Source organism: Desulfuromonas carbonis (genome assembly GCF_054658035.1).
Window position 1 is genome coordinate 49,437 of the sequence record NZ_BAAHXR010000002.1, and the last position, 11,335, is coordinate 60,771.

The 11,335-nt window shown below is 62.2% G+C and carries 9 protein-coding genes; 3 read left to right on the top strand and 6 right to left on the bottom strand.

Translation table 11 applies throughout. The features are described from left to right. The first annotated feature begins 227 nt into the window (after window positions 1-227). Together ACYQ8E_RS02430 and ACYQ8E_RS02435 are read left to right on the top strand one after the other, a co-directional pair. Complete coding sequence (locus tag ACYQ8E_RS02430; RefSeq protein WP_066726663.1) at window positions 228-1,757, top strand: ATP-binding protein; 1,530 nt, start codon at window positions 228-230, stop codon at window positions 1,755-1,757. Then, window positions 1,754-3,469, top strand: a complete 1,716-nt coding sequence (locus ACYQ8E_RS02435; RefSeq protein ID WP_066726666.1) for a sigma-54 dependent transcriptional regulator — start codon at window positions 1,754-1,756, stop codon at window positions 3,467-3,469. Before ACYQ8E_RS02430 ends, ACYQ8E_RS02435 begins: the two co-directional genes overlap by 4 nt. Window positions 3,470-3,600: 131 nt before the next feature. On the opposite strand, the gene ACYQ8E_RS02440 is transcribed toward ACYQ8E_RS02435, so the two are convergent. From ACYQ8E_RS02440 to tmk, 6 genes are all read right to left on the bottom strand, one after another. Further along, complete coding sequence (locus ACYQ8E_RS02440; RefSeq protein WP_459860024.1) at window positions 3,601-4,065, bottom strand: hypothetical protein; 465 nt, start codon at window positions 4,063-4,065, stop codon at window positions 3,601-3,603. A gap of 553 nt (window positions 4,066-4,618) precedes the next feature. Next, complete coding sequence (locus ACYQ8E_RS02445) at window positions 4,619-6,004, bottom strand: TatD family hydrolase (protein ID WP_066726670.1); 1,386 nt, start codon at window positions 6,002-6,004, stop codon at window positions 4,619-4,621. A gap of 68 nt (window positions 6,005-6,072) precedes the next feature. Beyond that, on the bottom strand, window positions 6,073-7,605 hold the full coding sequence (metG, locus tag ACYQ8E_RS02450; protein ID WP_066726672.1) for a methionine--tRNA ligase: 1,533 nt from the start codon (window positions 7,603-7,605) through the stop codon (window positions 6,073-6,075). A gap of 73 nt (window positions 7,606-7,678) precedes the next feature. Further along, a complete protein-coding gene (locus tag ACYQ8E_RS02455; protein WP_066726675.1) occupies window positions 7,679-8,767 on the bottom strand; it encodes a PSP1 domain-containing protein in 1,089 nt (362 codons plus the stop codon). 78 nt (window positions 8,768-8,845) lie between these two features. After that, complete coding sequence (holB, locus tag ACYQ8E_RS02460) at window positions 8,846-9,814, bottom strand: DNA polymerase III subunit delta' (RefSeq protein ID WP_066726676.1); 969 nt, start codon at window positions 9,812-9,814, stop codon at window positions 8,846-8,848. Then, the gene (gene tmk / locus ACYQ8E_RS02465; RefSeq protein WP_066726679.1) at window positions 9,811-10,458 is read right to left on the bottom strand and encodes a dTMP kinase; all 648 of its coding nucleotides are present in this window, start codon (window positions 10,456-10,458) and stop codon (window positions 9,811-9,813) included. Before tmk ends, holB begins: the two co-directional genes overlap by 4 nt. Window positions 10,459-10,635: 177 nt before the next feature. Here tmk and rnc point away from each other — a divergent pair, with 177 nt between their 5' ends. Continuing rightward, window positions 10,636-11,334, top strand: a complete 699-nt coding sequence (gene rnc, locus ACYQ8E_RS02470) for a ribonuclease III (RefSeq protein ID WP_082820243.1) — start codon at window positions 10,636-10,638, stop codon at window positions 11,332-11,334. Window position 11,335: the final 1 nt, after the last annotated feature.

The following is an 11,335-nucleotide window of genomic DNA, read 5'->3' on the forward strand; positions in this document are numbered from 1 at the left end:
AATCAGAATGGATTTTTGTCCTCAGAGGGGGTCGGGGGGCGGAAAATGGGAGCGAGCCGTTTGAATTGAAAACAATCAGGCCATGCAGGGGAGGAGCCGCCAGATGCCGATCGCCACTTCCGATTCCCCTGGGCGCCCCCAGCAAAGGAGAAATTTTTTGGTAGGATTTAGCGGCATAACCACAGGGGACGGAAGGAGCGATCTGCAGACGGGGTTGGAGGGGGAGGATGGGACTTGAGGGCAAGATGATCCTGCTGATTGAAAATGACCCGGAGCACATCCGCCAGATCCGGGAAGCCTTTGCCGCGGCGGCGGCTGAAGCGGCATTGGAGGTCGTGGCAACCCCCGCCCAGGCGCGGGCGAAAATAGGCCAGGAGCGCCCTGATCTGGTTATCATCGACCTGCTGCCGCAGGCTGCGGCGGATGGCATCGAGCTGCTCCAGTCGGCAACGGGTACTGTCGAATTTCCGGTGATTATTCTCGCCCGAACTGGGGACGAAAAAAGTGCGGTGGCCGCCATCAAGGCCGGCGCCCTGGACTTTCTGGTCCGCAACGAGGTCAATATCCGGGCCCTTCCGCAGATCGTTGAAGGGAGGTTGCGGGAATGGAAGCAACTCCAGCTGACCAGGGAGGCCGAAGCGGAGCTGCGCCAGAGCAAGGCCCGCTACAAGCGCCTCTATCAACAATTTCAGGCCCTCCTCGATGGCATCCCGGATATCCTGATCCTGTTCGACGCAAATCTCAAAATCGGCTGGATCAACCGAGCCGGCATGGAGCGTTTCGGAATCGGCGCATTGGAAGACGGGACGTCCCCCTGCTGTTTTGAAGACTTTCATGGTAACCGCGAGCCCTGTAGCGACTGCCCGGTGCAGGCCAGCTTCACCAGCGGCAAGGCCGAAGAGAGCCTGGTCACCACCCCAGGCGGCCGCATCTGGGGGATCAAGGCGTTTCCCCTCAAGGGTCCGGATGGGGAGATTCAGAACGTCATCGAGTTGGCCAGTGAAGTGACTGAAAAGATCAAGCTGCGGGCCGAAGGCGTGCGCGCCTCGCAATTGGCAACCCTCGGCGAACTGGCCGCCGGCGTTGCTCATGAAATCAACAACCCGGTCAACAGCATCATCAACTTCGGTCAGCTGCTTCTCGACCGTCACCATGACGTCGACCGGGATTACGAGGTCGCCCGGGAAATCATCGACGACGGAATGCGCATCGCCAGAATGGTGAGGAGCCTGCTCTCCTTTGCCCAGAACCGGGGCGAGGCCCGCCGGGCTCTGCGCCTTGATGAAATCATTGCATTTTGTCTCGACCTCTCCAATTCGCAGTTGCGCAAGGAAGGGATTTCTGTCGAACTCGACCTGCCCACCGACCTGCCGGCCGTGGTAGTGGAAAACCAGCCGATCCAGCAGGTGGTGCTCAACCTGATCAGCAACGCCCGTTATGCCCTCAACGAAAAATATCCCCCCAACCACCCGGGCAAGCGGCTCTCCTTCCGGGGCCGGAGACTGGCTGGGGAAGATGGGGCCAGGGTTCGGCTCGAGGTGACCGATTTCGGTACCGGCATTCCCGCCCAGGTCCTCGGGCGGGTGATGGACCACTACTTCACGACCAAGCCGCCCGATCGCGGCAACGGCCTAGGCCTGAGCATGAGCCGGGAGATGGTGGCGAAGCAGGGGGGCGAGCTGCGCATCGCCAGCATTGAGGGGGAATCGACCACCGTCACCCTCGATCTGCCGGCCGCGGAAGAGGAGATTGTATGAACAAGGGTCGTGTCCTGGTGGTGGATGACGAGAAGAATCTGCGGTTCACCTTCGCCGAGTTCCTTACCGGCGACGGCTTCCGGGTCGAGACCGCCGATTCATTCGAGGCGGCAATCGCCTGGCTCGGTGGCAATGTCCCCGACGTGGTGATCGCTGACATTCTCATCGGCGACCGCTCGGGCATTGATCTGCTGCGGCAGGTTAAGGCCGGCCACCCGCAGGTGCCGGTCATCATGGTGACCGGCTATCCCAATCTCGATTCCGCCTCCGAGGCGGTGCGGCTCGGCGCCTTCGATTATCTGGCCAAGCCGGTGACCAAGGCCAACCTGCTGCAGGCAACCCGCTCGGCGTTGTCCTTCCGCCAACTCCATACCCAGCTGATCCGCTACCAGGCCAATCTCGAGGCCCTGTTTCGCTCCCTGCCCGAAGCCATTCTCACCCTTGACACCGATGGATGCGTCACGGCGCTTAACCAGAGGGCCCGGCGTCTCTGCCAGCTTTCCGCTTCCGCCGTTGGCAAACCCCTTGCGGCGGTGTTTGGTGAGGCAAATCGGGATTTGGTGGCGCTGCTGCAGGAAGCACTACACAGCCGCCGGTCGCAGGAGATCGAACGCCACGAATGTCGCTTCGGGACCGGCGCCAGGCTGGTAGTTTCGGTCAGCGCCCAACCCCTGGTACACGAGTCGGGCCAGTTTCTCGGCGCGGTCCTGATCCTGAGCGACGAAACCCGCCTCGATCGGCTCGAACGGGATTTGCGGGAACGCCGCCAACTGCGCGGGATCATCGGCAAAAGCCCGAAATTGCAAGAAATCTACGCCCTGATCGAGGATCTGGCGAATGTCCCGTCGTCGGTCCTGGTGCTGGGCGAATCCGGCACCGGCAAGGAACTGGTCGCCGATGCCATCCACCAACTGGGTGAGCGCCGCAACCAGCCCCTGGTCAAGGTCAACTGCGCCGCCATGAGCGAAAATCTTCTCGAGAGCGAACTTTTTGGACACACCCGCGGTGCATTCACCGGCGCTGTCCGCGATCGCATCGGCCGCTTCCAGAAGGCCGATGGCGGCACCATCTTTCTCGATGAGATCGGCGACATTTCGCCGAATATGCAGTTGCGGTTGCTGCGGGTCTTGCAGGAGAAAGAGATCGAACGTCTGGGGGAATCCAGGCCGATTCCCGTCAATGTGCGGGTCATCGCCGCGACCAATCAGAACCTTCAGGAAAAAGTTCGCCGGGGCGAGTTCCGCGAAGATCTCTTCTATCGCCTGCACGTTGTCACTGTCGAGCTGCCGCCGCTGCGCGAGCGTCGTGAGGACATCCCCCTGCTGGTGGATCATTTTTGCGGACGCCTCAACGAAGAATTGCACAAGGAGATCAAGGGAGTCAGCCAGGAAGTCATCGACCGTTTCATGGGCTATGCCTGGCCGGGCAATATCCGCGAACTTCGACACATACTGGAACATGCATTTATTCGCTGCCATGAGCCGGTGGTTACGGTCGGCAATCTGCCGCCGGATTTTGCCACGTCCGATTTGGCCATGCCGGCGCCTGGACCCGGTTCCAGGGACGTCGAGCGTGAGCGGCTGCTGTCGGCCCTCAACAGTTCTGGCTGGAACAAATCCAAGGCCGCCAGGCGCCTTGGGCTCGACCGCAAGACCATCTACCGGCAGATGAAACGGCACGGGCTGGAAGAACCCTCTGCCGAGGGTTCCTGAGGCTATTCCGGAGTCACAGGATTTCTCTTCTTTTTGACGGTAATAGTAACGGCCTGCTCCACTTGGAGCAGGCCGTTACCGTACCGGGTGCGCTAGCGCGCTGAACGGTTTTTACCTCTGGAGAGGGAGGACTACATTTCGTGGCACCCGGCACAACCGTATTGCTCTTGAATTTTCATACCTTCCGCATCCAGGTGACTCGTTGGCATGATCTTGTTGTTGGCGATTACGATGCGGGGGCTATTGCGGAGGCCATCGCTGGTCTTGACTACGTATTCCCACCCCTTGATGAGATGAAGTCTGTCGCTTACCTTACCAGTTTCTGGAGCGTTAAATACGACCTTATCCAGTTTATAGTTATCACTTTTGTTATAAGTGATATACTTTTCAAGTTTATCATCCCAGATTGTATAGTAATCCGTGTTGTTGTTGAAGTAGAGCGTATTGGGAACCACATCCCCGTCACTGAAGAATCCACCATCCGTCCGATGGTTGAAAGGTCCTTCATTGATTGAATCTGGCATAGCCTTAAAAAAAAGCGATACAAGGGGAATAAGGAGCAGTATAGCAAAGCTGTTCAGTCTGATGGTCGTCATGTCCGCCTCCCTTTTTAGCGGTAAAAATTCTTTTTACCAGGCCTCCAGTAGTAACTGAGTCGTTAGCGCTTGCCTATTTACTAACTCAATACTGATGCCAACTTCGGGGACGATGAGGAGTCAGGCCTGGACCGGACTCCGGAATTGGTTTTCCCATTGGAGTAACTAGCCGAAAACATGAAAGAAACATTGGTGAAAAAATTTTCGTCTGCGAGGGGAAATATCCCATTTAAGGGCGCTTTGGCGAGACATTGCCGATGCCGAAAGCGGGGCATGCCCCACTTCCGCCCACCCCAAAAGTGGGGCGGGCAGCAGGTCATGAAGACTGGGATCTGGTTGTTTCGAGGCGGTTAAATTAGGGCTGAACTGAAGGGAGGATCCTGGAGGAGGGTGCGGTAGGAGCCTGCGGCAGTCTGAAGGCGGCTGTCGCCCGGAAAGGGAGCGCTACCTGGCGCGGCTCGTTCTCTACTTTTGCAAACGCGCTTCGTTACATCAAAAACGCCCCTTCCGGGAACCCGGAAGGGGCGTTTATTTCTTCAGCAGGGGAGAACAGCTAACCGACCTCGTTGTACTCCCGCTCGCGGAAGGGGACCCCGAGCTGGGCGGCCAGCGCCCGACAGGCGGCGATATCGATCCCGGGCAGGGTGACGGCGGTGGCGGTCACCTCGGGAATGTAGCGCGGGGCTGCGCGCAGAAAGTCGCAGAGCGCCTGGTAACCTGCCTCGCCGAAGCGGCTGCGGCACCAGTGCTGGTAGGTTGCGGCGTCGGGGGCGTTGAGGGAAATCGAGATGCTGTCAACGAGCCCCTGCAGTTCGGGGAGGATGTCGCGGCCGTGCACCAGGTTGGCCTGGCCGTCGCTGTTGATACGCACCTTCACCCCTTTTTCGTGCAGCCAGGCGGCGATCTCCTTCACCAGGTCAAGCCGGATCAGCGGCTCGCCGTAGCCGCAGAAGACGACCTCGTCGAAGCGGGTCGGGTCGCCGATCGCCTCTTTTACCTCGGTGACGGTCGGCTCATGGGTGAGGCGGAGCTGGTGCCCCTTGACGGTGAAATCCTTGAACTTGGCGCAGAAGGTACAGGCATTGGTGCAGCGGTTGGTGATGTTGAGGTAGAGCGAGTTGCGGATGGTGTAGGCGATGCGGGTGGTCTGGTCGACTTCGCCGACGCCGAACAGGGTGTAGGCATTGAGCGTCGTCACCCGCGCCACATCGTCGAGAGTCAACCCCTTGACCTCGGCGACCTTGGCGGTCGTCTCGGCCACCAGGGCCGGTTCGTTGCGCTTGCCGCGCCGCGATTGGGGAGCGAGGTAGGGGCAGTCGGTTTCGACCAGCAGGCGGTCGACGGAGACGGCTCGCACCACCTCCCGCAGCCCTTCATTGGCCGGATAGGTGACCGGTCCGGCGATGGAGATGTAAAAGCCGAGTTCAAGGCAGGCTCTGGCCATGGCGAGATCGCCGGAGAAGCAGTGCAGTACCCCGCCGGCTTCGCTGGCTCGTTCCTCGCGCAGAATCGCCAGGATCTCGTCGTGGGCATCGCGGTCATGCACGATGAGAGGTTTGCCGATCTCCCGGGCGAGGCGGATCTGGGCGCGGAAGGCTGCACGCTGGGCTTCGCGGGGGGCGCGGTCGCGGTAGAAGTCGAGGCCGGTTTCACCGATCGCCACGACCTTGGGGTGGGCGGCCAAGCGCCGCAATTCCTCGATCGCGGCGGTATCGGCGGTCAGGGCATCATGGGGGTGAATGCCGACCGCGGCATAGACGGCAGCATGCTCCTCGGCCAGGGCGATGCTCGCCCGCGAGGAGGGGAGATCGCAGCCGACGGTGATCATTTGGGTGACCCCGGCCGTCACGGCGCGGGCCACGACTTCCGCCACTTCGCCCGCAAAGCGGGGGCCATCGAGGTGGGCATGGCTGTCGACCAGGGGGTGGATGTTGCTCATGACGGGGCTCCAAAAAAGGAACGGGGCGCCGCAGCGCCCCGTCGCGGTTCTGCGGTCAGTATAAAGGATTACTCCGTTTCAATGCGCGGGAAGAGGGGAGCCGCCTTTTCGATGGTTGTCCCGGCGGCCAGGCCGCCCCAGCGATCGTGGCCGGCGATGCTGAGATCCAGCGGGTCCCCGCCGAGAATGCGTGCGATGCCGGCGGCGGTTTCGGGCATGAAGGGCGCGATCAGGAGCCCGACGATGCGGACCGCCTCGAGCAGGTTGTACATCACCGTACCGAGTCGTTCCCGATCCTCGCTCTTTTTCGCCAGGGACCAGGGGGCGGTGTCGTCGATATACTTGTTGGCAGCGCTGACCAGCTCCCAGATCGCCTGCAATGCCTTGTTGAAGGCCAATTCGTCCATGAACCCGTCGACGCTGGCCATCGTCCGCGGAAACCGCGCAATAAAGGCGGCATCGACCTCGTTGGCGGTTGCGGCGGGCGGGAGAATGCCGTCGAAGTACTTGCTCAGCATCGCCGTGGAGCGGCTAACCAGGTTGCCGAGGTCGTTGGCGAGGTCGGAGTTGATGCGATGGACCAGGGCGCTGTGGGAGAAGTCGCCATCGAGGCCGAAGGGGACCTCGCGCAGCAGAAAGTAGCGGATCGCATCGACGCCGTACTTGTCGACCAGCATGTTCGGCTCGACCACGTTGGCGAGGCTCTTGCTCATCTTCTGCCCCTCCACCGTCCACCAGCCATGGGCGAAGACCTTCTTCGGCAGTGGCAGGCCGGCGGCGAGGAGGAAGGTCGGCCAGTAAACGGTGTGAAAACGGAGGATGTCCTTGCCGATGACGTGGGCGTCGACCGGCCAGAACTTGGCGTAGTTCCCTTGCGGATCGTCTGGATAGCCGAGCGCCGTGATGTAGTTGCTCAAGGCGTCGAACCAGACGTAGATGACATGCTTGTCGTTCCCCGGTACCGGGATCCCCCAGGAGAAGGTGGTGCGGGAGATCGAGAGGTCGCGCAGACCCTCGCGAACGAAGTTGAGGATTTCGTTGCGGCGGCTGCGCGGCTGGATGAAGTCGGGGTTCGCCTCGATATGGTCGAGCAGGGCCTGCTGGTACTTGCTCATGCGGAAGAAGTACGACTCCTCCTTGAGCTTCTCCGTCGGCCGGCCGCAATCGGGGCAGTTGCCGTCCATCAGCTGCAACTCGGTCCAGAAGGTCTCGCAGGGGGTGCAATACCAGTCCTCGTAAGCGCCGAGGTAGATATCACCCCGGGCCTCGATCTTTTCGAAGAGGGCCCGCACCCCCTTTTTGTGGCGTTCCTGGGTGGTGCGGATGAAATCGGTGTGGCTGATATTCAGTTTTTCCCAGAGGGCCTGAAAACGTTTCATCACCCTATCGGCGAGTTCCAGCGGTGTTTCCCCCTTGGTCAGCGCCGCCTTTTCCACCTTCTGGCCATGCTCATCGGTGCCGGTGAGGAAAAAGACCTCATACCCGCGAGCGCGCTTGTAGCGGGCGAGGACATCGCAGGCCAGAGTGGTGTAGGCATGACCGATGTGCGGTACGTCGTTGACGTAGTAGATCGGAGTGGTGATGTAAAAGCGTTTTTCCATGGGCCTCTCCTGGTATTGACAGCTGCTTCATTTCAGACTGGGATTTGGAGCTTGTGGCAACTTCCGGCCGCCGTCATTCACTCTTCTTCGGCCGCCGCCGGTTGCGATTCCGGCGCCGCGGTTTCTTGGCCGTCGTCCCCTCAGCCGGCGGCGCCGGCTCCCCGGCGGTTGCCGGTGGCGGCGGGCTCGGTGGCAGGTTTTTGGGTGACGGTGCGGTTTCCGGCTGCTCGCCACTGCGGGGAGGGCGGGGGCGGTCGCCGCCGGGCCGGCGCGGCGGGCGTTCGCGGCGATTGCGGTCGCGACCGGGTTCAGTACGGTCCGGAAGCGGGGTGGGCTGCTGCCCCGGCGCCAGGGGGCGGAGACGTTCGCCGCTGGCAATCTCCTCGGCGGTGAGTTGCACCCGGCTGCCATCGCCCATGCGCACCGTGACCTTCTGGCGCAGGACGTTCACCTCGGTGACTTCCCCATCGTGGCCGTCGACGGTGACCTTGCGGCCACTCTTGGGCAGCCCCTTGCGTAGCGCACAGTAGGTTTCGAATTCGTAGGCGAGGCAGCAAAGGAGCCGTCCGCACTGACCGCTGATCTTGGTCGGATTGAGGGCGAGACCCTGCTCCTTGGCCATCTTCACCGAGACTGGCGCGAAGTCGGTTAAAAAGGTGCAACAGCAGAGCTCCCGGCCGCAGATACCGATGCCGCCGGTCAGCTTGGCTTCGTCGCGAACCCCGATCTGGCGCATTTCGATGCGGGTGTGAAAGTAGTGGGCCAGGTCCTTGACCAGTTCCCGGAAGTCGATGCGGCCGTCGGCGGTGAAGTAGAAGATGATCTTGGAGCCGTCGAAGAGGTATTCGGCGCGGACCAGTTTCATCTCCAGCCGCCGCTCCGCGATCCGTTGCTGGCAAAAGCGCAGGGCATCGCGTTCCCGCGTTGCATTGGCGCTGGCCATCGCCCGGTCTTCATCACTGGCCGGGCGCAGGATCGATTTCAGGTCGCCGGAAACCTCTCCCTCAGCCTTCTCCTCTGGGGGGAGGACGACGATGCCGAGGGCACGGCCGCGGTCGGTTTCGACCACCACCTGCTCGCCGGCGCGCAACTCCCATTGCTGGGCGTTGAAGTCGTATTGCTTGCCGGCATCGCGAAATTTGATTTTTACAACTCTGGGCATCTCTCTATCCATCCCCGGGCGGCGCGCCGGATTGTGGCCGGCGGCGCCCAGCAAGAAAAAGTGGGGTAGCAAAGGGTATCAGGCGGCCAGGCGCAGCAGCAATACCTCGAGGGCAAGCTGCCGGTTGACGTTACGTGCCAGCTGCCGCCGGCAGCCGGCCAGGGCGTCGAGTTTGCGCAGCAGCGACGCGCTGTCTTCCCGGGCTGCGACACGATGAAGTTTCTCCCGCAAATCGATGTTGACCAGCTCTTCCTCGCCGCTGCCATGCTGCAGCAAGAGCAGGTCGCGATAGAAGGCCTGGAAGATCTCCAGGATATCGGGGAGACGCTCCTTCTCCTCGCTCAGACTTCGCGCGAGGTCGAAGGTCGGTGCCACGCTCCCGGCGGAGAGGGCCGTCAGGGCTTTGAGCAGGTCGCGGCGGCGTTCCAGGTAGAGGTCCCGGTCGCGACCAAGAGCGCGTTCGAAGCTCCCTTCGGAGAGGGCAGCGAGGATATGTCCCTGCGCCTCATCGAGGCTCAGCTGCTCGCGCAGCACCCGTTCAATCTCCGTCCGCGGCAGACGCGTGAAGGGGAGGCGCTGGCAGCGGGAGCGGATCGTGATCAGCAGGTTCTCCGGCAGCGGCGTCAGCAGGATCAGCAGCGCCTGCGAGGACGGTTCCTCCAACGTTTTCAGCAAGGCATTGCCCGCGCTGGCGCCCAGTTTTTCAGCGCCGTCGATGAGGCAGACCTTGCGGGGCGCCTCCAGGGGGCGGTAGGCGAGTTCCTTCTGCAGTGCTCTGATCTGTTCGATCTTGATGCTGTTTCCCTCGGCCGCGATCGTCAGCAGGTCGGGGTGGTTGTTGTGGTCGACCTTGCGGCAGGAACTGCAGCTGCCGCAGCCGGTCCCTTCCCGGCAGAAGATTGCCCGCACCAGGGCGAGGGCCATCAGCCGCTTGCCGATCCCGGCAGGGCCTTCAAAGAGATAGGCGTGGGCGAGACGGTTGCCCGCCAGGGCGCGGCGCAGGATATTCTTCTGGTGGTCGTGACCATGAATCTGCGCGAAGGTCATGTCCGGCTCCGCAGGTCAAGGAGCGGGGCCAGGGCGGCCCGGACCCGGGCGGCGACCGTCTCTTCGTCGCCGTTGGCATCGATGACCCGGAACCGCGCCTCTTTGGCGGCAAGGTCGAGGTAACCCTGGCGTACCCTCTGGTGAAAGGCGAGGGATTCAGCCTCGAAGCGCCCCTCGTCGGGTCCGGAGCTCCCTGCATTCCGGCGCCGGGCTCGGTTCAACCCTGCTTCCGGTAAAAAGTCGAGGAGGAGGGTGACATCCGGGGTGACCGACCCGGCGGCAATCTGGTTGAGTTCCCTGATCAGTTCGAGATCGAGCCCTCGGCCGTAACCCTGGTAGGCGAGGGTGGCATCGAAGAAACGGTCACAGAGGACGATCTTCCCCGCATTCAGGGCCGGACCGATCACCTCGGCGACATGCTGGGCGCGGGCGGCGGCATAGAGGAGCAGCTCGGTAGCGGGGGCCATGGCATAATTGGCACTATCCAGGAGGACCTGGCGCAGGGTGTCAGCAATGGCGCAACCGCCCGGCTCCCGGGTCAGCAGGACGGCGTGCCCAACTGCCTGCAGCTCCGCAGCCAGGCGGCGCAGCTGGGTGGTCTTGCCACACCCCTCAATTCCCTCGAACGTAATGAAAAATCCCATCTGCCCCGATTCTCTGCGCTTAAATCAGGGCATTATAGGAACGACCTGTCCGGGAATCAAGGGAAATCCCCGGTTTGAGCGGCCAAGTCAGGGACTTCACGCACGATTTTTGTGTACTCGGCTGTGGATATCTGGTAATTCTTTGGCGCATTCGCTGCGATTTTCCGAGGAGGAACGTTGGACGACACCATCCAGGACCATCCGCTGCAGCGGAGGATTGGCTACCGGTTTGCCGACCCCGGCCTGCTGTGCGAGGCCCTGACCCACAAATCCTACAGTAATGAACAGGCCGATGGCCTCGCCCCGCACAGTGAACGGCTGGAGTTTCTCGGCGACGCTGTTCTCGATCTGGCGATCAGCTCCCTGGCCTTTGCCGCCTTTCCCGGTTTTAGCGAAGGGGAGTTGACCCGGGTGCGGGCCGAAGTTGTCAGCGAGGCCAGCCTGGCCCGGATCGCCCGCGGGCTCGATCTCGGTGCCTGGCTCCGCCTCGGCCGTGGCGAGGCGCGGAGCGGCGGGCGGGAGAAGGAAAGCCTGCTCGCCGATGCCTGTGAAGCTCTGCTCGGCGCGGTTTTTTGTGACGGTGGTTATCCGGCCGCCTGCGCGGTGGTCGAGGAGCTCTTTGGCCCGGCGCTGGCAGCCGCGGCGCACAGCAAGACCGGCGCTGATTTTAAAACCCGGCTTCAGGAACTGTTGCAAAGCCGCTTTGGTCGGCCACCCCGCTATGCCCTGGTCGAAACCAGCGGCCCCGACCACCAGCGCCATTACCGGGTGGAGGTTCACTGCGGCAGTGATCTCCTCGGCAGCGGCAGCGGGCGGAGCAAGAAAGCTGCCGAGCAGGAAGCGGCCCGGGAAGCTCTCGACCGCCTCGGTCCCTGAC